The following is a 21,664-nucleotide window of genomic DNA, read 5'->3' on the forward strand; positions in this document are numbered from 1 at the left end:
ATCCCGGCTACGCCGGGATCGTCGTCATCGGCGCGGATCATGGCGCGCCGCTTGTCACTGGGGCCTGCTCGTCAGCCCGCTCGGCCGGTGCGGCCGCGCGGCGCAACCCCGCGGGCCGCAGCCAGTCGGGCAACCAACCGGGCGGGGCGTCCGGTGCGCGGTCAAACGGTCCGCCCGCGGGATCGTCGACCCGTCCGCCCCAACGCACCAAGTCCTCACCGGGCCGGTAGATCTGACGAATCACCAAGGCGCACAACATGATCACCGCGATATCGCGTAGCAGCACGGTGGTGGTGAAGAACTGTTCGGGCAGGGAGCGGTTGGGGTTGCCGTACAGGTAATACATCCGCGGCACCCAGACCAGCGCATCGATGGTCATCCACGCCAGCAGCAGCCGGCGGTGGGGCAAGGCGAGCACCGCCAGCGGCACCAGCCACAGCGAGAACTGGGGGCTCCATACCTTGTTGGTCAGCAGGAACGCCGCGACCACCAAAAACACCAGCTGCGTCACCCGTGGCCGCTGCGGGGCGGTCAACGCGACGAAGGCAATTGCCACACAACACGCCAGGAACAGCGCGGCGACAACGGTGTTGAGCACCGTCGGCGGCTGCCAGAATCCGAGTTTGGGGTCGAAGCCCCGCCATCCGGTGAACGACTTGATGACGTTGTACAGCGAGTCCATGTCGTCGCCGCGCCGCGTGTTGAGCCGGAAGAACTCCGACCACCCGCGCGGAAAGAACACCAGCACCGGCAGGTTCACCACCAGCCAGGTCACTATGGTCGCCACGGCGGTGCGGACCCACGCGCGCAGCCGCCCGGTCCGGATTCCCAGCAGCAGCATCGGGCCCAGGAACAGCAACGGGTACAGCTTCGCCGCGGCACCTAGTCCGATCAGCACGCCCGCCAGCATCGGCTTTCGTCGCGCCCAGGCCAGCAGGCCGGCCATCGCGAATGCCGTTGCCAGCGCGTCGAAATTGGTGAAGATCTGAAAAATCAAAATGGGCGAACCCGCCACCAGTGCGGCATCCCAGATCCGTCGCCCCGCCAGGCCAGCGCTCGCCCAGACGGTGGCCAGCCAGGCCAGCGCCAGCCCGAAGGCGGCGACGTTGAAGAACATCACCACTTCGGCGACCACGGGCAGCGGCGCGAGCTTGCTCAGCGCGGTGTAGGTCTTGGCCAGCGCCATCGATACGTACTGATAGATCCCGGTCAGCACCGGATACTCCATGTAGCGCACCGCGGGCTGGCCGTCGTACCGGATCTGTTGGGCGCCAGTGGAATCGGTCTCGACCCAGCTCGACTTGTACGGAAACTTGCCCTGGCTCAACAACTCTGCACCGTACAGCGGCACGGTGTCGGAGTAACACAGCTCGTAGTAGGCGCGTTGGTTGTCCCAGTTGGCCACCCGCTGATCGGCGGTTCCGGTGCCGGTGCTTTGCAGGCACGCCGCCTTGGTCGACCACCCCAACGCCAGGAAGACCAGCGCGATCAGGAACATCACCCGCAGCGGGGTCATCAGCCGGGAGCGACCGATCAGCGCATGCCAGCCCACCGGGCCACCCACGACGTCGGCGAGTGCGGCGCCCAGGAAGTCGTTGCGGCTCGGGCAATCTCGGTTGTCGGCGCTCCGCAGATCCGCGGCCAGCCGCTGCGGTGAAGTGGTGGCGCCGTGCTCCCCGGCGTCGGTCACGGCGGCGGTGGCGGTGCTTGGGGTCCACCCGGCGGGACGCCACCACCCGGCGGGCCACCACCCGGCGGGCCACCAAACGGACCCCCCGCCGGACCGCCCGGCTCGGGACCACCCGGCGGGCCGCCGCCGGGTGCCGGTGGCGCCACCGTGATCGTGGTGGGCGGCCCGACGGGGATGGTGATGCCGGGCGCCACTTCGATGGTGGGCTGGATGACGGTCTCCGATGGCGGCGGGGGCGGGGGCGGCGCGACGGGCACACCCGCGTAACCGCCGATCTCGGTCGGCTTGGGGAAGGACTCGTTGGAGGTGCCCTGGAGGGCGCCGTCCATCGTCGCCTTCCAGATATCCGATGGCAGCCCCGATCCGTAAACCGGTGCGCCCGAGGCCGTTACCAGCGGGCTGTCGCCCTTGGCCGTGCCCACCCACACCGCGGTCGACAGCGACGGCGTGTAGCCGACCATCCAGGCGTCCTTGTTCGAGGTGGTGTCACCGAGCTGGGTGGTGCCGGTCTTGGCGGCCGACGGCCTGCCCCCGGCCAGGGCGTGGCCGCGGGAATAGGCGGCGATCGGCACCATGGCCGCGGTGACGTTGTCGGCGACGGCCTTGGGGATGCGCTGCTCGTTCTTGTCGTCTGAGTTGGCGGCGTCGAAGAGGACCTGGCCGTCGGAGTTGACGACCTTCTGCACGAAGTGCGGGCGGTGATAGACGCCGGAGGCCGCGAGCGTGGCGTAGGCAGAGGCCATGTCGAACACCCGGGTTTGATACTGGCCCAGCACGATTCCGTTGTTCGGTGGTCCGCCCTTGCCATCCTCGGAGAGGGTGTGGGCCACGCCGGGGAAGCTGGTCGCGACGCCGGCTTGGTGCGCGGCGTCGGCGACGGCCTGCGGTCCGCCTTTGAGCTTGAGCATCAACCGGTAGTAAGAGGTGTTCAGCGACATCTTGAGCGCCTGGGCGAGGTTGCAAGTGCCGCAGCTTTCACCCTCCACGTTGGTGATCTTGATGCCATCGACCGTCAATGGGGAGCTGTCGACCTGATAACCCAGCCCGATGCCCTGCTCGAGCGCGGCCACCAGCGCGAACACCTTGAACGACGACCCGGTCTGCAGCCCGGCCTGAGCGAAGTCGAACCCGTTGGCGTCGGTGCCGCCGAAGTAGGCGCGGATGGCGCCGTCGTGCGGGTCGACCGAGACCGCGGCCGAGCGCATATCGGGATCCTGGCCGTCGAGGTACTTCGACACCGCCTTCTCCGCGGCCTGCTGGGCCTTTGGATCGATGGTGGTGGTGACCTGCAGACCCTGGGTGTTCAGGGTCCGCTCGTCGATGTTGAACAGTTCCATGAGCTCTTTGGTCACCTGACGCTCGATCAGCCCGTTGGGCCCGGTCGTCTGGTTCTGCGCCCGCGCCTGATCCGGTGGCACGGTCGGTGGGAATACCTGCGCGGAACGGTCATTGGGCGACAGCGCCTTGGTCTCCACCATGCCGTCGAGCACCCACGCCCAACGGGCGCGGGCGCCCTGAGCATCGACCGCCGGGTCCAGCGTCGACGGCCGCCGGATGAGCGCCGCCAGCAGCGCGCCCTCGGAGACCGTCAACTGTTCGACGGGCTTGTTGAAGTAGGCCTTGGCGGCGGCCGAAATTCCGTACGCGCCCCGGCCGAAGTAGATGATGTTCAGATAGGCCTGCAGGACATCGTCTTTCGACCACTCCCCCGACATCTTGGTGGCGATGACCAATTCCTTGGCCTTGCGCATCAGGCCGCTGACGCCGTGCTGGGCCGAGCCCACCAGCGCGTTCTTCACGTACTGCTGGGTGATGGTCGACCCGCCCTGCAGGTCGCCGCTGCCGAAGAGGTTGTTGTTCACCGCGCGCACGAAACCGGCGAAATCGAAACCAGGATTCGAGTAGAAGTTGCGGTCCTCGGCGGCGATCACCGCCTGGCGCACATGCACCGGAACTTGGCTGATGTTGACGTCGACCCGATTGCCTTCGGGCGGAATGATTTTGGCGATCTCCGAGCCGTCGCTGGCCAGGATGGTCGACACCTGGTTGGTGCGAAGGTCACCCGGCTTGGGAATGTCGACGATGAAGTAAGCCATCGCGAACGTGACGATCGGCAAGAGCACCAGTACCGCCGCGCACAAATAGGCGGCGCGCCGCACCCACAGCCAGTTGATCTGGTCGGTCCAGGTCCAGTCTCGCCATGGCGGGAGGGGCCGGCCGCCGGGACCGCCGGGTCCACCCGGGCCGCCGGGACGGCGCGGCGGCGGGGGCGGTCCGGCGGGCGGACCACCGCCGAGGCTTGCCCGCTCTTGCCGGCCCGAGGTCGGCCCCCGGCTGTCCAGCGCGGCCTTCACCTCGTCGAGCGCGTCGCGCCGCAAGGGCGTGGAGGGCGGGCCTGCCAGCGCCGCCTTGACTTCTTCGATGGGATCGGAACGTCGAGGCGCCCGGTCGTCGTGCACGGCCGGCAGGATCGTGGTCAGTCGGTCGTCGGGCGGTGCCTGACGGCGACGGTTGGAGCCGGGCGGGGCGCTCGGGCGCGCAGGATCCGGCGGACCGGCGTCCGGACGGTTAGGGTCCGGACGCTCGTTGGGGCTCTGATTGCCTACATGCTCAGTCGCTGGCCCACGTTGGTCACCGGACGACTGGCTGTGGCGTCCTTCGTTATTCAATGGCCGTGCGGGCGTTGTTGCGCGCCGTCCGCGTGCGGCCGGTCCCCCTGGGCGGAGGTGCCGTGCGCGCCGCGCCGAGCACGTAGGACTTCACGAGATGATTCCAGCTGCAGGTCCGGCACACCTCCACCACGTGGACCGCGAACTCCTCGAACCGGGTTGCCAGCATCACCAATTCTTCGGCCGTGCGGGCCGAGCCCGACACCGCACCCAGGTGTTCGCCGAACACCCACGACACCAGTGTCAGCTGCTCCTTGCGGCAGATGGGGCACACGACCTGGCTCGGTTTCCCGTGAAACTTGGCGGCGCGCAGCAGATACGGGTTCGCGTCGCACACCTCGGACACACCGGTGCGGCCGGAGTACACCTCGGCCAGCAGTGAGCGCCGCCGAAGCGCGTAATCCACCACTTGTCGCTGCAGTCGCACGCCCACCAGAGTACGTCGCCATCCCGAGCGGTGATACGCAACCGAAACCGTGGCGGTCCGTGCCGGGCGATCGACGGTGATTTCTGCGCCAAACCGACACCGGACTTCTACGATCATCCCCGTGGCGAAATGGCTCGGGGCACCGCTGGCCGGCGGGGTGACCACGACTACCCGCGCCAAGGACACCGACCGCCAGGACACCTGCACGGTCCTCGACGCCGCCCTGGCCGACGGCGAGCTCTCCGCGGAGGAACACCGGGAGAGGATCAGCGCGGCCACCAAGGCGGTCACATTGGGCGACTTGCATGCCCTGGTGAACGACCTGCAAAGCAACTCGGGGCGGCAGCTGCCAGCCCTTGACTCACGGCCCAAGGTGCCGCGGGTAAGCGGGTGGGCAGGGCCGGCCGCCGCCTTCGTGGTGTCGGTACTACTCGGCGTGGGGATCGGGTGGGGCCTATACGGCAACACGCGCTCGCCGCTGGACTTCACGACCGACCCGGGAGCCAAACCCGACGGAGTCAGCGCCGTGGTGTTGACGCCGCCCACGCAGCTGCAGTCGGTTGGCGGACTGACCGGGCTGCTCGAGCAGATGCGCACACGATTCGGGGACACCATCGGCTACCGGTTGGTGATCTACCCGACCTACGCCGCGTTGGACCGGCCGGACCCCGCCGACGACCGCCGGGTGCTGGCCTACACCTACCGCGGCGGCTGGGGCGATCCGTCCAGCTCGGCCAGGAGCTCCTCGGACGGTCCCGCCCCGGTCGACCTGAGCAAATTCGACGTCACGAAGACGGTCGCCATCATGCGCGGCGCCCCGCAGACGCTGCGGATGAAGCCCTCCGACGTGAAAACCACGTACCTGATCGTCGAGCCGGCGACCGACCCGACCACACCGGGGGCCCTCTCCCTGTCGCTGTATGTCTCCAGCGATTACGGCGGCGGCTACATCTCGTTCACGGGTGACGGGACCGTCAAGCAGATGAGTCTGCCCACGTAAAGACGGGTCCCCCGGCGCATTTCATCACCCCTGCTTTGTGACGAACGACAAACCAACAGCCGGTGGTGTTGTGGCTAATATATCGAGACGATACGATTGCGCGAGGCGTCGAACCGTCGTAACCAGCCACGCAAAACTTTCAGGGAGGTGATTCGGTTGCTAGAGCTCGCCATCCTGGGTCTGCTGATCGAATCGCCGATGCACGGCTACGAGTTGCGCAAACGGCTGACCGGTTTACTCGGTGCGTTCCGGGCGTTTTCGTACGGTTCGCTCTACCCGGCCCTGCGTCGCATGCAGGCAGACGGGTTGATCGCCGAGGACGCAGCGCCGGCCGGGACGCCGGTCCGGCGGGCCCGGCGGGTCTACCAGCTGACCGACGAAGGCCGCCGGCGCTTCGGTGAGCTGGTGGCCGACACCGGTCCCCACAACTACACCGACGACGGCTTCGGGGTACACCTGGCCTTCTTCAACCGGACTCCGGCAGAGGCGCGCATGCGCATTCTGGAGGGCCGCCGCCGTCAGGTCGAGGAACGGCGGGAAGGTCTGCGTGAAGCCGTTGCGCGGGCCAGTAGCTCGTTCGACCGCTACACCCGTCAGCTTCATCAATTGGGGCTCGAGTCCAGTGAGCGCGAAGTCAAGTGGCTCAACGAGCTCATTGCTGCGGAGCGGGCTATGCCCGGCCTCTCCGAGCAAACGTAAACCCCTGCACGAACCCAGCATCCCAGTCAGAGGTTAGAGGTTAGGAGAACGCCCATATGAGTGAGAACCAACCGCCGAAGGCGGCAGAGGCGCAGTCGGAGGTACGAGTCGCCATTGTCGGCGTCGGTAACTGCGCGTCTTCGCTGGTTCAGGGCGTGCAGTACTACTACGACGCCGACGCGAACAGCACCGTGCCCGGCTTGATGCACGTGAAGTTCGGCCAGTACCACGTCCGCGACGTGAAGTTCGTCGCCGCGTTCGACGTGGACGCCAAGAAGGTCGGCTTCGACCTGTCCGAGGCGATCTTCGCGTCGGAGAACAACACCATCAAGATCGCCGACGTGCCGCCCACCAACGTGACGGTGCAGCGCGGTCCGACGCTCGACGGCATCGGCAAGTACTACGCCGACACCATCGAGGTGTCCGACGTCGAGCCCGTCGATGTGGTGCAGGCGCTGCGCGAGGCCAACGTGGACGTGTTGGTGTCCTACCTGCCGGTGGGCTCCGAAGAGGCCGACAAGTTCTACGCCCAGTGCGCCATCGACGCGGGCGTGGCTTTCGTCAACGCGCTGCCCGTGTTCATCGCCTCCGACCCGGTGTGGGCCAAGAAGTTCGCCGACGCCGGTGTCCCGATCGTCGGCGACGACATCAAGAGCCAGGTCGGCGCCACCATCACCCACCGCGTGATGGCCAAGCTGTTCGAGGACCGCGGCGTGCAGCTCGACCGCACCATGCAGCTCAACGTCGGCGGCAACATGGACTTCCTCAACATGCTCGAGCGTGAGCGGCTGGAGTCCAAGAAGATCTCCAAGACGCAGGCCGTGACCTCCAACCTGCAGCGCGAGTTCAAGACCAAAGACGTGCACATCGGCCCGTCCGATCACGTCGGCTGGCTCGACGACCGCAAGTGGGCCTACGTGCGGCTCGAGGGCCGCGCCTTCGGTGATGTGCCGCTGAACCTGGAGTACAAGCTCGAGGTCTGGGACTCGCCGAACTCCGCGGGCGTCATCATCGACGCGGTGCGCGCGGCCAAGATCGCCAAGGACCGCGGCATCGGCGGCCCGGTGATCCCGGCGTCGGCGTACCTGATGAAGAGCCCGCCCAAGCAGCTGCCCGACGACATCGCGCGCGCTCAGCTCGAAGAATTCATCATTTCGGGCTAAGGCCCTTCGGCGCACCACCCGTGTCGCGAGCGTAACGCCACGGCGATTTTCACCTCGAGAATCCGCCACCGCGTTACGCTCGCGGCCGTTAGGGGCCAAACCATCGACACGATGCTGTGCAGCTGCTTAGCATCATGTCTCGATGACCGTTCAACCCGCGGCGTTCCTCCGCACCACGCTTCCCCTCGAACTGTCCCGCCTCGCGGACCTCGACAGCGGCCGGTACCACTCGATCTGGCTGCCCGATCACATGGTCAGCTTCTGGCCCGACTCGATCTGGACGCCCGAGTTCACCGAACTGGCGACGGCTTCCCCCTCGCCGCACCGCCACCTCGACGGGCTCGCGGTGGCGGCCGCGGCCGCCGTGCTGACCGAACGGGTCCCGTTGGTCAGCGCCGTCGTCGACACGGTGCGCCGTCATCCCGCCATGCTCGCGCAGACGGCGCTGACCATCGATCACCTCGCCAAGGGCCGCTTCATCCTCGGACTGGGCAGCGGCGAGAGTGAGAACACGCTGCCCTACGGCTTCGACTTTTCGCGTTCGGTCAGCCGATTCGAGGAAGCGCTAGCGGTGATCCGGCTGCTGTGGAGCAGCGACGGCCCGGTCGACTTCGCGGGCCAGTTCTACACGCTGCACCATGCCCGATTGGACACCGAACCCTATGCGGGCCGCATACCTCCGATCTGGATCGGCGCCAGCGGCCCGCGGATGCTCGACATCGCGGGCCGGTATGCCGACGGGTGGTGGCCGGCGGGTGCGTGGACCCCCGAGCACTACGCCCAGATGCTGGCCGCGGTGCGAAAATCCGCCGAGCGCGCCGACCGCGATCCGCTGGCGATCACCCCCTGCTTCATCCAGGTTTGCCTGATCGGTGCGGACGACGACGCCCTCGCCGAGATCCTGCAGGCACCGCTCGTCAAGGCCTTTCTACTGCAGGTGTCCGCAAAAACGTTGCACGACTTCGGCTTTGAACACCCCATGGGCGACAGCTGGCGGGGATTCCAGGATATCGACCCCGCCGTACTGACCCGAGAGCGGATCGTGGAATTCCTGGACAACGTGCGGCCCGAGATGGTGCTGGCCGTCGTACCCCATGGCACACCCAAACAGGTCGCCAAGATCGTCAAGACCTATGTGGACGCCGGCCTGCGCGTACCGAAAATACTCGACTACGGCGCCATGGCCGGATTGAGATACGCGCAGGCTTCGACCGCGAACGTCCTGGCGGCCGAGGATGAACTGGTGCGGCTATGCGGAGGTCCGGCGTGACACCACGTTTGGACGCCGCGGAGATGCTCGCCGCCGCCGAGGCGGATACCGGGCTGCGCGACTACGGCGATCCCACCTTGCCGGAGCGTTTCGCCGTCGCCGTCGACCACCTGAACAGTCTCGGCTTGGACGCCGACGGACGTTTCGAAGCCGCGCAGGTGTGTCGCTGGCTGCTGACGTCACGGTTGGAACTGATCGAGGACCGCAACCGCTACCCGATCGGCGCCGAAGTGATCGAGTCGCCGATGTTCGTCATCGGCGAACCCCGTTCGGGGACAACGCTTATGCATGCCCTGATGTCGGTGGACCCGCACGCCCGGGCGCTGCGGTTCTGGGAGGTGATGTACCCGTCCCCGCCGCCGGGTCTAGCCGCGCCCGATGACGACCGCCGCGCGCGCGCCGACGCCGACTGGCGGGAGATCAACGCCAAGATGCCGAAATGGCTGCACAGCCACCCCTACAACGACATGCTGGGCGACGGCCTGCCCGAAGACGAACGCACCTGGGCGTTCGACTTTCGGGTGATGACCCCCACCGCCTGGTGGCGCGTGCCGATGCAGTCGCTGGTCGGCGGTCTGGCCACCGACCCGGCCGCACAATACCGATTACACAAGGCCATGCTGCAACAGATGCAATACGGCCGCCCACGAAAGTACTGGGTGCTCAAGGGTTTCCACGGATTCCGCCTCCAGGAGACGTTCGACACCTATCCCGACGCCACCCTCGTCTGGTTGCACCGCGACCCGGTTCAGGTCGCCGCGTCGCGCACCATGATGATGGCCGACATCGCCGAGGGCATGGTCGGTCCCGTCGACCTGCACGCCTTGGCGAAGATGCATCTGGAGCTCACCCGCGCCAGCGTCGCCAACACCATGCGCAACCCCCTGGTCGATGACCCACGCATTCTGCACGTCCGCTACACCGATTTCATCGCCGATCAGGTGGCGACGGTCCGGCGGTATTACGCCTTCGCCGGCCGCGAAGTCACGCCCGAAGCCGAATCCGCCATGCGCGACTACCTTGCCAACAACCGCGGCGACCGCTACGGCAAATTCCGCTACTCCACGCAGTTGCTGACCGACATCGGCGAAGACCTCGATGCGCTGCACGCCGAATTCCGGCCCTTCCGTGAGCGATTCGGCGTCGAGATCGAGAACCGAGGCTGACGTGGCGGCTGCGCACAAACGGCTGTCGGTGCACAACGTCACCTTCTACGGCGAGCCGCTGACCGCGCTCGAGAACCACTGGACGGCGCTGGGGGTCTCGCGACTGAGCATCCTAGACAGCCAGGTGCTCGATCCGGCCTTCCCAAAGCTCCTGCAGCGCAACGACTACACCGTCGAGGCCGTATGCCACACCTTCGGCGGCGGCCGGCTCGACGCCGACCCGCAGGCGGCGCGGGACGCGCTGCTGTCGGTCATCGACGCCGCGGCGACGGTGGGCGCGCGCGTGGTCTACCTGCTCACGGGCGGTCGGGGCGCGCTGACGTGGCCGCAGGCGGCCGATCGCTTCTGCGCCATGATCGCGCCCTGCGTGGAGCACGCGCAGCGGGCGGGTGTGGCGCTGGCGATCGAGAACGCGTCCAGCCTCTACGCCGACATCCATCTCGCCCACACCCTGCGCGATACCATCGCACTGGCCGAGATGAGCGGGCTCGGCGTCTGCATCGAGCTGTTCCACTGCTGGGCGGAGGGCGATTTCGAAGCGATGGTGCGGCGGGCATTGCCACGAACCGAGCTCATTCAGCTCAGCGACTATGTGCTGGGCGACCGCGCGCTCCCGGGTCGCGCGGTGCCCGGCGACGGCGCTATTCCGCTCGAAGCGTTCGTCGCCCAGGCGCTGGCCGGCGGCTACGCGCATGGATTCGACCTCGAACTGATTGGTCCCCGCATCGAAGCCGAGGGCCGCTTGCGCGCCGCGCGACGCGCGTGCGACGTCGTGGGCACGATGCTGCACAGATTGGGTGCCTGACAATGGGTTTCGGCGACGGATCCGACGACGCGGCGCTGCAATCGGCATGGACCGACTTCTGCGCCCGGCTGCAGCGCGCGGGTGAACGCGTCTTCAAAGACGCCAACCCCGCGGCCGCGCTGCAGCGCGTCGACGCCTACCGCTTCCTCACCCAGAACCTCGGCCAGGCCTTCGATCTGGCCCTCGAAACCCGCAACACCAGATACCCGGTGCTACACGCCTTTTGCGGTCCCACCCGCAAACTCGGCGGGGACTGCGCCGACTTCACCTATCAACAAGCCTGGATCGACGGGCACTCGACCTACCGGCTCACCGGCACCCGCGGCACCTCGCGCTTTTTCAACGTCACCGTCCAAGGCCGGCGCGCAGCCGGGCCGGGCGTGTTGCACGAACCGTTCGGCGACACCCCGCAGACCAATCTGCTCGGCCATCAGCTCGACATCGGCAACGACGGTCAATTCGAGCTCTACATCGGGGGCCCCCAGCGCGCGCCGAACTGGTTGCCCACCACGCTCGAGTCGCGAAAGCTGTTCATCCGGCAGGGTTTTGACCGCTGGGATGAATCTCCGGCGCAGCTGCGCATCGAACGCATCGACATGGACTCCCCCAAGCCCTTGCCCACCCCCGCCGACATGGTCGAGGCGATGGGCTGGGCCGGTGATTTCGTGACCGGCCTGATGTCCGACTGGCCCGAATACCCCTTCAACTACGGCGGCGTCGACGCCGAGCACCCGAACACGTTCCCGCGCGTCGGAGCGAGCGACGCCGACGGCAAGCGCGGGCGTGCCGCCGCCAACATGTATTGGGAGCTGGCGAGCGACGAGGCGCTGATCGTCGAATTCGACGCCCACGACGGGCTATGGATGTTCACCAACATGGGCGTCTTCTTCAACAGCATGGACTATCTGTACCGCCCGGTGAGCTACACGCCGAGCCGCACCACGGTCGACCGCGACGGCCGGATCCGTCTGGTCATGGCTCACCGTGATCCCGGCGTGCACAACTGGCTGGACACCCAGGGCTTCGAACGCGGCAACCTGACCTATCGCCACATGCTCGAGGGCGAACCCGCCGTGCTGGGCACCCGGGTGGTCGCGCACGACGACCTTCTCGACGCGCTGCCCGCAGACACCGCCATGGTGAGCGCGTCGGAGCGCGCCGCCGCGATGTGGGAACGCTTTCACGGCATTCGCCGCCGTCATGTCCTGTAGATGGTGGCGGGTCTAGGGTCAAAGATCGTGACCGAGATCTCCGAAGACGAACTGGCCGGGCTTTCCGAATTCGCGCTGCTGTCCGAAAATGCCGAGCAGGCCGGGGTCTCGGGCCCACTGCCCGACGGCGAGCGGGTCGAGTCCGGCACGGGCGAGGCCAAGATCAGCGCGCTGCGCTGGGGCAGCACCGCGCCGCGCATCGTGTTCCTGCACGGTGGCGGTCAGAACGCACACACGTGGGACACCATCGTCGTCGGCCTTGGCGAGCCCGCGCTGGCGGTCGACCTTCCCGGCCACGGCCATTCCGCCTGGCGCGAGGACGGTGACTATTCACCGCAGCGCAATGCCGACGCCCTGGTGCCGATCCTGCGCGAGCACGCCGCGTCCGCGGACCTGGTCGTCAGCATGTCGCTGGGCGGGTTGACCGCGATCCGGGTGGGCGCGGTGGCGCCCGAGCTGGTCGATGAGCTCGTGCTGATCGACGTCACGCCGTCGGCGCTGCAACGGCATTCCGAGATGACCAAGGAGCAGCAGGGCACCGTGGCGCTGATGCACGGGGAACGTGAGTTCCCCAGCTTTCAGGCCATGCTCGACCTCACGGTCGCCGCCGCGCCGCACCGCGAGGTGAAGGCCCTGCGCCGCGGGGTGTTCCACAACTCGCGCAAGCTGGAGAACGGCAACTGGACGTGGCGCTACGACGCCATCCGCACCTTCCCCGACTTCGCCGGCCTGTGGGACGACGTCGACGCCTTGGCCGCGCCCGTGACCCTGGTGCGCGGCGGCTCGTCGGGATTCGTCAACGACGAGGACGCGGCCGAGCTGGGCCGTCGCGCAAGGCATTTCCGGTCGGCGCACGTCGTACAGAATTCGGGACACTCCGTGCAAAGTGACCAGCCCCGCGCGCTGATCGACATCCTGCGCGGGGTGCTCGACGGGCGCTGAGCCTACGGTGGTGCCATGACCTCCGAGTTCCCGATCCGCATCGGTGTCCAGCTACAGCCGCAACACGCTCCGCAGTACGCCCAGATCCGCGACGCGGTGCGCCGCTGCGAGGACATCGGCGTCGACATCGCCTTCAACTGGGACCACTTCTTCCCGCTCTACGGCGACCCCGACGGCGCGCATTTCGAATGCTGGACGATGCTCGCCGCCTGGGCCGAGCAGACGTCGCACATTCAGGTCGGTGCGCTGGTGACCTGCAACTCCTATCGGAATCCGGAGTTGCTGGCCGATATGGCCCGCACCGTCGACCACATTTCCGACGGCCGCCTCATCCTCGGCATCGGATCGGGTTGGAAACAAAAGGACTACGACGAGTACGGCTACGAATTCGGCACCGCGGGCAGCCGCCTGGATGACCTGGCGACCGCATTGCCCCGGATCCAAAGTCGGCTGACCAAACTGAACCCCGCTCCCACCCGTCACATCCCGATCCTCATCGGGGGCAAGGGCCCGCGAAAGACCCTGCGGATGGTCGCCGAATACGGTGACATCTGGCACGGCTTCACCACCGTCGACACCTATCCGGCCGCCGCCGCCGTGCTGGAAGAACATTGCGCGGCCGTGGGGCGTGACCCGTCCACCATCGAGCGGTCGGCCGGTGTCGAGGACAACAGCGGTGTGCGCCGCGGCGAGGGCCTCGACGGCTTGCTCGCCAACGCCGAAGGCCTGGCCGCTCTGGGCGTCACGCTGCTGACCGTCGGCGTCAATGGTCCGGACTACGACCTGACCTCCGCCGAAGCACTGTGCAAGTGGCGCAATACCCGTTAAAACCGCGCGCGCCACATTCGACTCAGGTTCATCCGCCCAAACACCGAAACACGCGCGTCAATTCATGAGAAACTCTCACCGCTAGATGGCCGAACCCGGTGTGAAAGAGACTCAAACAAAAAGATGCCGAAGAAATACGGGGTCAAAGAAAAGGACCTGGTTGTTTCGCACATCCTCCACCTGTTGTTGACCGGAAAGCTGCGCAGTGGGGACCGCGTCGACCGCAACGAAATTGCGCTGGGTTTGGGAGTCAGCCGGGTGCCCATTCAAGAGGCGCTGGTCCAACTCGAACACGACGGCATCGTGTCGACCCGTTACCACCGGGGCGCCTTCGTCGAGCGGTTCGATGAAGCCACCGTCCTCGAGCATCATGAGCTCGACGGACTGCTCAATGGGATTGCCTCCGCTCGCGCGGCCACGAATCCGACGCCGCGGATCCTCGGACAGCTGGATTCGCTCCTGCGTTCGCTGCGCACCGCCAAGGATTCACGCGTCTTCACCGACCTCGCGGCCGAATATCGGCGCACCGTCAACGACGAGTACGCCGGACCGCGCCTGCACGCCACGATTCGCGCCTCGCAGAACCTCATCCCCCGGCTGTTCTGGACGACCTATCAGGGCGGCCGCGACGAGATGCTGCCGTTCTACGAGGACGAGACCGCGGCGATACACCGTCGCGACCCCGACGCCGCGCGGACGGCGTGCGTCGACCGCTCCTATCTGATGGCCCAGACCATGCTTGCCGAATTGTTCCGGCGGCGGGTCTTCACCCCGCCCGACGACGTCAGCCGGGTGGTTCCCGGCGCGCTGCAGGTCATCGCCGACGCCAGCACGATCTGCGGCGAACCATCGCTGGTGCTGTGAATCGACGCTGACCGGGCCGCGTCGCCGTTCAGTCGTTACGGTGACACTGATGAGTTTGCGCGTGGGCCGGCACACCAAGCGCCGCGGAAGGGCCTCCGCCCTGGCCGCGACAGTCCTCATGGTCTGCGGCCTCGCGCTGGGCGGGCCGATGGCGCCCGCGGCCGCGGACTGGAATCAATGCGCGCCGGCCGGGGTGGACAGCGCGCGGACCCTGCCCAAGGACGTGACGGACAACCCGACCACCGGTGAGGACGACCGCGACACGACGGCGTCGGTCGAGCCGCTCGGCGCGGTCGACCCCGGCGCCCTGGGCCTGGGGGTGCCCGGAGTGCTGACGGTCGGCACGCTGTCGGACGCCCCGCCCAACATCTGCATCAACCCCACCGGCGAATTCAGCGGCTTCGACAACCAATTGCTGCGCGCCATCGCCGACAAGCTGGGTCTGCAGGTCCGCTTCGTGAGCACCGACTTCTCCGCGCTGCTGGCCCAGGTGGCGTCGCGGCGCTTCGACGTCGGTTCGGCGGCGGTGAAAGCCACCGACGCCCGCCGGCGCACGGTGTCGTTCACCAACGGCTACGACTTCGGCTTCTATTCGCTGGTGGTACCGCCAGGTTCGGCCATCCACAAATTCAGCGACCTCGCGGCCGGCCAGCGCATCGGCGTCGTGCAAGGAACCGTCGAGGAGTCCTACGTCGTCGACGTCTTGCACCTGCAACCGGTGAAGTACCCGGGCTTCGCCACCCTGTACGCCAGCCTCAAGACCCGCCAGATCGATGCGTGGGTGGCGCCGGGCACCCTGGCGGCGACCGTCATTCGCCCCGGTGATCCGGCGGTGGTCGCCGCGAACACCTACAGCCCAGGCAATTTCGTGGCGTATGCGGTCGCGCAGGGCAACAAGCCGTTGATCGACGCACTCAATTCCGGGCTGGACGCCGTCATCGCCGACGGCACCTGGGCGCACCTGTACAGCCAGTGGGTGCCAAGGTCGCTGCCGCCCGGCTGGAAACCCGGTTCCAAAGCCGCGCCCATGCCCAGGTTGCCGGACTTCGCCGCGATCGCGAAACAGCACCGGTCACCGGCGGGGCCGCCCGCGCCGAAATCAGCATTGGCCCAGCTGAGTGATTCCTTCTTCGACTGGGACATGTACCGACAAGCCATCCCGATGTTGTTCGCCACCGGGTTGCCCAACACGCTGATCCTGACCAACAGCGCCCTCGTGATCGGCCTGGCGCTCGGCATGGTGCTGGCAATGGCCGGAATCTCGCACCGGCGCTGGCTGCGCTGGCCCGCTCGGGTGTACACCGACATCTTCCGAGGCCTGCCCGAGGTGGTGATCATCCTGCTCATCGGGATGGGGGTCGGCCCACTGGTGAGCGGCCTGACCAATAAGAACCCGTACCCGCTCGGCATCGCCGCACTCGGATTGATGGCCGCCGCCTACATCGGCGAGATCCTGCGCTCGGGAATTCAAAGCGTCGACCCCGGACAACTGGAAGCGTCCCGGGCACTGGGCTTCAGCTATGTCACCGCGATGCGGCTGGTGGTGGTGCCGCAGGGGATCCGACGCGTTTTGCCCGCCCTGGTCAATCAGGCCATCGGCCTGCTGAAGGCGTCCGCGCTGGTGTACTTCCTGGGCCTGATCGCCGACCAGCGAGAACTGTTCCAAGTGGGACGGGACCTCAACGCCCAAACCGGCAGCCTTTCGCCGTTGGTGGCAGCCGGCCTCTTTTACCTGCTATTGACCATTCCGCTCACGCATTTGGTCAATTACATCGACACCCGGCTCCGTCGCGGCCGGCGCGCCGCCGCGCCCGACGACGAGGCCGACATGCTCGCGACGACGTTCGGCCAGGAGATCACGTGACCTCCGCCATTCACCGGCGTGCGTCAGTCTCGCTGGCGGCCAAAGAGGTTCACCAAACTCTGGGCGGGAGCAAGGTGCTGCGCGGTGTCGACATCGAGGCACCCGCCGGCAGCACCGTGGCGATCATCGGGCCGTCCGGCTCGGGCAAGTCGACCCTGCTGCGCACGCTGAACCGCCTGTATGAGCCTGACAGCGGCGACATTCTGCTGGACGGCAGATCGGTGCTGCGCGACGATCCCAACGAGCTCCGCCAGCGGATCGGCATGGTGTTCCAGCATTTCAACCTGTTCCCGCACCGCAGCGTCCTGGACAACGTGGTGATGGCGCCGCGCAAGTTACGCCGGCTGCCCGCGGACGAGGCCCGCGACCTGGCGATGGCACAGCTGGACCGAGTTGGCCTGAAACACAAGGCCGCTGCCCGCCCCGGCATGCTGTCGGGTGGTCAACAACAGCGGGTCGCGATCGCGCGCGCGTTGGCGATGGCACCACAGGTGATGTTTTTCGACGAGGCAACCTCCGCGCTGGATCCCGAAATGGTCAAGGGAATACTGCAACTCATTGCCGATCTCGGCGCCGACGGCATGACAATGGTTGTGGTAACCCACGAAATGGGATTCGCACGGTCGGCGTCCGACGCCGTCGTGTTTATGGATCACGGCAAGGTTGTGGAATCGGGGCCTCCCGAGCAGATATTCGATGCGGCCGAGACCCAACGGCTGCAGCGGTTTTTGTCCCAAGTCCTTTGATCTGCAACAACTGGTGGGCAATAGCTCCCTTGTAAGCACCTCATATCGGGATAGACTCCCGATTTATGGCGGACAGCGAAACGAACCCGGCCGAGGTAGCCGAGCTCGCCGAGGGTTTGCACCGAGCGCTGTCCAAATTGTTTGCGATTCTGCGCCGGGGCGACCCCAGCGGTGCGGCGGCCGGGGAGCTGACCCTGGCGCAATTGTCGATCCTGGTCACCTTGCTCGACCAGGGCCCGATCCGGATGACCGATCTCGCCGCACACGAACGGGTGCGCACCCCCACCACGACCGTCGCGATCCGCCGTCTCGAAAAGATCGGACTGGTCAAGCGGTCCCGCGACCCGTCCGATCTTCGTGCGGTGCTCGTGGACATCACGCCGCGGGGGCGGGCCGTGCACGGTGAGTCGCTGGCCAATCGCCGCGCTTCCCTGGCCGCGATGCTGAGCCAGCTGCCGACGTCGGACCTCAACACCCTGATGCAGGCGCTGGCGCCCCTGGAACGGCTGGCCTCCGGTGATCCGACGTCCGGACCCGCGGGGGTGCCGCCCGCGCGGAAGGAAGCCTGAAAAGGCCGCTGCTGCAACAGCTTTAGCCCGCGCTCCACGCTGTGGGTAAACTGCCGGGCATGCCCAATGCACTCATCACCGGCGCCGGCGGCGGTATCGGTTCGGCCATCGCCGCGGCGCTGGCCCCCACCCACACCCTGCTACTGGCCGGCCGGCCATCCGATCGGCTCGACGCGGTCGCAGAGCGGCTCGGCGCCACCACATTTCCGCTGGACCTCACCGACTCCGGCGACATCGAGGCCGCCTGCGAAGTCGTGGACGAGCTCGACGTGCTGGTGCACAACGCGGGATTGGCCATACCCGGCAGCGTCGCCGACTCGGACATCGACGAGTGGCGGGCCACCTTCGCCGTGAACGTCTTTGGGCCGGTCGAACTTACGCTGGCGCTGCTGCCCGCGCTGCGCCGGGCCCGCGGCCAGGTGGTGTTCATCAACTCCGGCGCTGGGCGCAACGCGTCGCGGGGCATGGCTTCCTATTCGGCCAGCAAGTTCGCGCTGCGCGCCTTCGCGGACTCGCTACGCGGCGACGAACCGGAGCTGCGGGTGACGACGATCTATCCGGGTCGCACCGACAGCGACATGCAGCGCGAACTCGTCGAGTTCGAGGGCGGCACCTATGACCCCGCCAACTTCTTGAAGCCCGAAACCGTCGCGGCAGCGGTCGCCCATGCGGTGACCACCCCGCCCGATGGCCACGTCCACGAGCTGGTGCTGCGACCCACCGGGCGCTAGACGACCAGGTTGACCAGCCGGCCGGGGACCACGATCACCTTGCGCGGGTTGGCTCCCGCCAAGAACGCCTGAACTTTTTCATCGGCGAGGGCTGCAGCCTTCAGCGTGTCCTGATCGGCATCGGCGGCCACCACCACTCGTCCGCGGACCTTGCCGTTCACCTGCACCGGGTACTCCACCGTGTCCTCGACCAGGTAAGCGGGATCGGCAACCGGGAACGGACCGTGCGCCAGCGGGGTCTCGTGGCCTAGCCGCAGCCACAGCTCCTCGGCCATATGCGGGGCCAGCGGGGCCAGCATCAACACCAGCGGCTCGACCGCCGCGCGGGGCACCGCGTCGCGGTGCTCCTTGGTGAGGTGGTTGGTGTATTCGATCAGTTTGGCCGCAGCGGTGTTATTCCGCAGTGCCGCATAGTCTTCCGCGACCCCGGCGATGGTGCGATGCAGCGCTCGCAGCGTGCCGGCGGCCAGCTCCTGGGCGGGCCCGTCGACCACGCGGGTGTCACCGGTCTGCTCGTCGATGACCAACCGCCACACGCGCTGCAGGAAGCGGTGGGCTCCGACGACGTCCTTGGTGGCCCAGGGGCGGGAGGCCTCCAGCGGCCCCATCGACATCTCGTAGACCCGCAGGGTGTCGGCGCCGTAGTCGTCGCAGATCTCGTCGGGTGAGATCGAATTCTTCAGGCTCTTACCGATTTTGCCGAACTCCTGGAAGACTTCGACCTCTCCCCCGGGCCCCGGCCAGAAGAATCGGCCGTCCCGCTCGACCACTTCTTCGGCCGGCACGTACGACCCGCGCGCGTCGGTGTAGGCGAAGGCCTGGATGTAGCCCTGGTTGACCAGCCGGCGGTAGGGCTCCCGTGAGCTGACGTGGCCCAGGTCGTATAAGACCTTGTGCCAGAAGCGCGCATACAGCAGGTGCAGCACGGCATGTTCGGCGCCGCCGACGTACAGGTCCACCCCGCCCGGGTCCCGCGGCCCATGCTCAGCCGGGCGTGGACCCATCCAATAGGCCTCGTTTTCCAAGGCGGCGAACCGTTCCGAGTTGTGCGGATCGGTGTAGCGCAGTTCGTACCAGGAGCTGCCGGCCCACTGCGGCATCACGTTGGTGTCCCGGTGATAGGGCTTGAGGCCGTCACCCAGATCCAGTTCGACGTGCACCCAGTCGGTGGCCTTGGCCAGCGGCGGCGAGGGCTCGCTGTCGGCGTCATCGGGATCGAAGAGCACGGGCGAGTAATCCGGCACGTCGGGCAGCTCGACCGGCAGTGCCGCCTCGTCGAGTGCATGCGCACGCCCGTCGGTGTCGTAGACGATGGGGAACGGTTCACCCCAGTACCGCTGGCGCGCGAAAAGCCAGTCGCGCAACTTGAATTCGACGCGCGCCCGGCCGCGTCCCTCGGCTTCCAGGCGGGCGGTGATCTTCTCCTTGGCCGCGGCCACATCCAGCCCGTCGAGGTAGCCGGAGTTGACCAGCACCCCGTCGCCGGCATAGGCGGCCTCCGAAATATCGCCGCCGGCAATCACTTCCACGACCGGCAGGCCGAACTCGTGGGCGAAGTCCCAGTCACGCTGGTCGTGGCCGGGAACCGCCATGATGGCCCCGGTTCCGTACCCGGCCAACACGTAGTCGGCGATGAAGATCGGCACCGGTTTCCCGTTGGTGGGGTTGGCGGCGTAACTGCCCAAGAAGACGCCGGTCTTCGCCTTGCTCTCCTGGCGCTCGAGGTCGGACTTCGACGCGATCGCCTGCCGGTACGCGGCGACGGCAGCTGCGGGTGTCGCGGCCCCATACGTCCAGCGTGGGTCGGTGCCTTCCGGCCAGGAGGCGGCGACCAGCTCGTCGACCAGGTCGTGCTCCGGGGCCAGCACCAAATAGGTGGCGCCGAACAGCGTGTCGGGCCGGGTGGTGAACACCTCGATATCGACCGCCTCGCCATTGGACTTGGTCGCCGCGAACAGCGCTTTGGCCCCGGTGGACCGGCCGATCCAGTTGCGCTGCATGGTCTTGACCGGCTCCGGCCAATCCAGCACCTCGAGGTCGTCGAGCAGCCGATCGGAGTAGGCGGTGATTCGCATCATCCACTGCCGCAACCGTTTCCGGAACACCGGGAAGTTGCCGCGGTCGCTGCGGCCGTCGGCGGTGACCTCTTCGTTGGCCAGCACGGTGCCCAGACCGGGACACCAATTCACCATCGAGTCGGCCCGGTAGACCAGCCGGTGGCCGTCGATCACGTCGGCCCGCTCCCCCGCCGACAGCCCTGCCCAGTCCCGGCCGTCCTCGAGGCCGCGGACGCCGGAATCGAATTCGGCGATCAGCTCCGCGATGGGGCGGGCCTTGTTGGCGGCGGTGTCGAACCAGGCGTTGTAGATCTGCAGGAAGATCCACTGAGTCCACTTGTAGAACTCGACATCGGTGGTGGAGAAGCTGCGTCTGCTGTCGTGGCCGAGACCCAGGCGTCCCAGCTGGCGCCGGAAGTTCACCACGTTGGCCTCGGTCCGGGTGCGCGGGTGGGTCCCCGTCTGCACCGCGTACTGCTCGGCCGGCAGCCCGAAGGCGTCGAACCCCAACGCGTGCAACACGTTACGGCCGGTCATCCGGAAATAGCGGGCGTAGACATCCGTCGCGATGTAACCGAGCGGGTGGCCGACGTGCAGACCCTCCCCTGACGGGTAGGGGAACATGTCCTGTACGAACAACTTGTCGTCCGGAACCGGCGACCCGTCTTCCGGGGCCAGCGAACCGACCGGGTTGGGCACGTTGAAGGTGCCGAGCTTCGCCCAGTTCTCCTGCCACGCGCCCTCGATACGACCCGCCAGCGCCGCGGTGTAGCGATATGGCGGCGCGTCGGAGTCGGGCGTAGCGGCGCCGGGGCTGCTCGCCGGCGACGTGGTCGGGGAGTCGGTCACCTGAACAGGGTATAAGGGCCGACACGGCGAGTTCGCCGGCCACAGGTTGGTCTCGGTTCCGTTGCGCGGCGATCAGAGGTTCATCCCAGGTGTATTTCGAGCCTATTCACCGCC

At 67.2% G+C, this 21,664-nt stretch carries 18 protein-coding genes; 14 read left to right on the forward strand and 4 right to left on the reverse strand.

Annotation, left to right across the window (positions count from 1 at the left end; genetic code table 11):
* Positions 1 to 37: 37 nt before the first annotated feature.
* The 3 genes from AC5Y5B_RS09475 to AC5Y5B_RS09485 are packed head-to-tail and all read right to left on the reverse strand — an operon-like array spanning position 38 to position 4,786.
* Positions 38 to 1,690, reverse strand: a complete 1,653-nt coding sequence (locus AC5Y5B_RS09475; RefSeq protein ID WP_112632462.1) for a glycosyltransferase family 87 protein — start codon at positions 1,688 to 1,690, stop codon at positions 38 to 40.
* A complete protein-coding gene (locus AC5Y5B_RS09480) occupies positions 1,687 to 4,359 on the reverse strand; it encodes a transglycosylase domain-containing protein (RefSeq protein WP_500005220.1) in 2,673 nt (890 codons plus the stop codon). Before AC5Y5B_RS09480 ends, AC5Y5B_RS09475 begins: the two co-directional genes overlap by 4 nt.
* A complete protein-coding gene (locus tag AC5Y5B_RS09485; protein ID WP_165821773.1) occupies positions 4,352 to 4,786 on the reverse strand; it encodes a DUF5318 family protein in 435 nt (144 codons plus the stop codon). The genes AC5Y5B_RS09480 and AC5Y5B_RS09485 overlap by 8 nt, the downstream gene beginning before the upstream one ends.
* Before the next feature lie 121 nt (positions 4,787 to 4,907).
* Here AC5Y5B_RS09485 and AC5Y5B_RS09490 point away from each other — a divergent pair, with 121 nt between their 5' ends.
* The 14 genes from AC5Y5B_RS09490 (at position 4,908) to AC5Y5B_RS09555 (ending at position 18,644) form a co-directional block, all read left to right on the forward strand.
* Positions 4,908 to 5,786 (forward strand): DUF1707 SHOCT-like domain-containing protein, encoded by an 879-nt coding sequence (locus tag AC5Y5B_RS09490; protein WP_500005221.1) that lies wholly within the window; start codon positions 4,908 to 4,910, stop codon positions 5,784 to 5,786.
* A 156-nt stretch (positions 5,787 to 5,942) separates the two neighbouring features.
* A complete protein-coding gene (locus tag AC5Y5B_RS09495; protein WP_066861963.1) occupies positions 5,943 to 6,485 on the forward strand; it encodes a PadR family transcriptional regulator in 543 nt (180 codons plus the stop codon).
* A 56-nt stretch (positions 6,486 to 6,541) separates the two neighbouring features.
* Positions 6,542 to 7,648, forward strand: coding sequence for an inositol-3-phosphate synthase (locus AC5Y5B_RS09500; protein WP_112632460.1), 1,107 nt, complete (start codon positions 6,542 to 6,544; stop codon positions 7,646 to 7,648).
* Between the two features lie 142 nt (positions 7,649 to 7,790).
* The gene (locus tag AC5Y5B_RS09505) at positions 7,791 to 8,918 is read left to right on the forward strand and encodes an LLM class flavin-dependent oxidoreductase (RefSeq protein ID WP_112632459.1); all 1,128 of its coding nucleotides are present in this window, start codon (positions 7,791 to 7,793) and stop codon (positions 8,916 to 8,918) included.
* Positions 8,915 to 10,084: a sulfotransferase family protein gene (locus tag AC5Y5B_RS09510; protein ID WP_500005222.1), complete on the forward strand. Its 1,170-nt coding sequence runs from the start codon at positions 8,915 to 8,917 to the stop codon at positions 10,082 to 10,084. The genes AC5Y5B_RS09505 and AC5Y5B_RS09510 overlap by 4 nt, the downstream gene beginning before the upstream one ends.
* A 1-nt stretch (position 10,085) precedes the next feature.
* Positions 10,086 to 10,889: a sugar phosphate isomerase/epimerase family protein gene (locus AC5Y5B_RS09515; protein WP_112632457.1), complete on the forward strand. Its 804-nt coding sequence runs from the start codon at positions 10,086 to 10,088 to the stop codon at positions 10,887 to 10,889.
* A 2-nt stretch (positions 10,890 to 10,891) separates the two neighbouring features.
* Positions 10,892 to 12,100, forward strand: a complete 1,209-nt coding sequence (locus AC5Y5B_RS09520) for a DUF1214 domain-containing protein (protein WP_500005223.1) — start codon at positions 10,892 to 10,894, stop codon at positions 12,098 to 12,100.
* Positions 12,101 to 13,042, forward strand: a complete 942-nt coding sequence (locus AC5Y5B_RS09525) for an Rv0045c family esterase (protein ID WP_112632455.1) — start codon at positions 12,101 to 12,103, stop codon at positions 13,040 to 13,042. It abuts the gene before it with no gap.
* A 15-nt stretch (positions 13,043 to 13,057) separates the two neighbouring features.
* Entirely contained in the window at positions 13,058 to 13,870 is an 813-nt protein-coding gene (locus AC5Y5B_RS09530; RefSeq protein WP_112632454.1) for an LLM class F420-dependent oxidoreductase, read from the forward strand.
* 123 nt (positions 13,871 to 13,993) lie between these two features.
* Positions 13,994 to 14,734: a GntR family transcriptional regulator gene (locus AC5Y5B_RS09535; protein ID WP_500005224.1), complete on the forward strand. Its 741-nt coding sequence runs from the start codon at positions 13,994 to 13,996 to the stop codon at positions 14,732 to 14,734.
* A gap of 49 nt (positions 14,735 to 14,783) precedes the next feature.
* On the forward strand, positions 14,784 to 16,598 hold the full coding sequence (locus AC5Y5B_RS09540; protein WP_112632528.1) for an ABC transporter substrate-binding protein/permease: 1,815 nt from the start codon (positions 14,784 to 14,786) through the stop codon (positions 16,596 to 16,598).
* Positions 16,595 to 17,344, forward strand: coding sequence for an amino acid ABC transporter ATP-binding protein (locus tag AC5Y5B_RS09545; protein WP_112632452.1), 750 nt, complete (start codon positions 16,595 to 16,597; stop codon positions 17,342 to 17,344). The genes AC5Y5B_RS09540 and AC5Y5B_RS09545 overlap by 4 nt, the downstream gene beginning before the upstream one ends.
* Before the next feature lie 65 nt (positions 17,345 to 17,409).
* Positions 17,410 to 17,913 carry a MarR family winged helix-turn-helix transcriptional regulator gene (locus AC5Y5B_RS09550; protein WP_066861711.1) on the forward strand — a complete coding sequence of 168 codons (504 nt, stop codon included), beginning with the start codon at positions 17,410 to 17,412 and terminating at the stop codon, positions 17,911 to 17,913.
* Between the two features lie 59 nt (positions 17,914 to 17,972).
* On the forward strand, positions 17,973 to 18,644 hold the full coding sequence (locus AC5Y5B_RS09555; RefSeq protein WP_112632451.1) for an SDR family oxidoreductase: 672 nt from the start codon (positions 17,973 to 17,975) through the stop codon (positions 18,642 to 18,644).
* Here the strand turns inward: AC5Y5B_RS09555 and leuS are convergent.
* Positions 18,641 to 21,550 carry a leucine--tRNA ligase gene (gene leuS, locus AC5Y5B_RS09560; protein ID WP_112632450.1) on the reverse strand — a complete coding sequence of 970 codons (2,910 nt, stop codon included), beginning with the start codon at positions 21,548 to 21,550 and terminating at the stop codon, positions 18,641 to 18,643. The genes AC5Y5B_RS09555 and leuS overlap by 4 nt on opposite strands.
* Positions 21,551 to 21,664 lie beyond the last annotated feature (114 nt).

Source organism: Mycobacterium sp. NGS33 (assembly GCF_059812885.1).